Genomic DNA, 225 nt, shown 5'->3' on the forward strand with positions numbered 1-225 from the left:
GGCCGGCCCATTCACTTTCGTCACCGCCGACGCCCTGACGATTAAGGTCCGGGAGAACAACCAGGTCGTCAAGGCCGCCGTCCTGCTGGCCACCGGGGTCAACGGCGACGGCCACCGCGAGGTCCTGGGCATGCAGGTCGCCACCAGCGAGACCAGGGCCTCGTGGAACACCTTCTTCGCCGACCTGGTGGCCCGCGGCCTGGGCGGGGTCCGCCTGGTGACCTC

The 225-nt window shown here is 70.2% G+C and carries 1 protein-coding gene; it reads left to right on the forward strand.

The genetic code is table 11. From position 1 onward, the window contains the following. Positions 1–225: transposase (locus CEY15_RS17940; RefSeq protein ID WP_176475198.1), on the forward strand; the 225-nt coding region annotated here is incomplete at both ends.

The organism is Dietzia natronolimnaea (assembly GCF_002289575.1).
In the GTDB taxonomy this organism is placed as follows: Bacteria; Actinomycetota; Actinomycetes; order Mycobacteriales; family Mycobacteriaceae; genus Dietzia; species Dietzia natronolimnaea_A.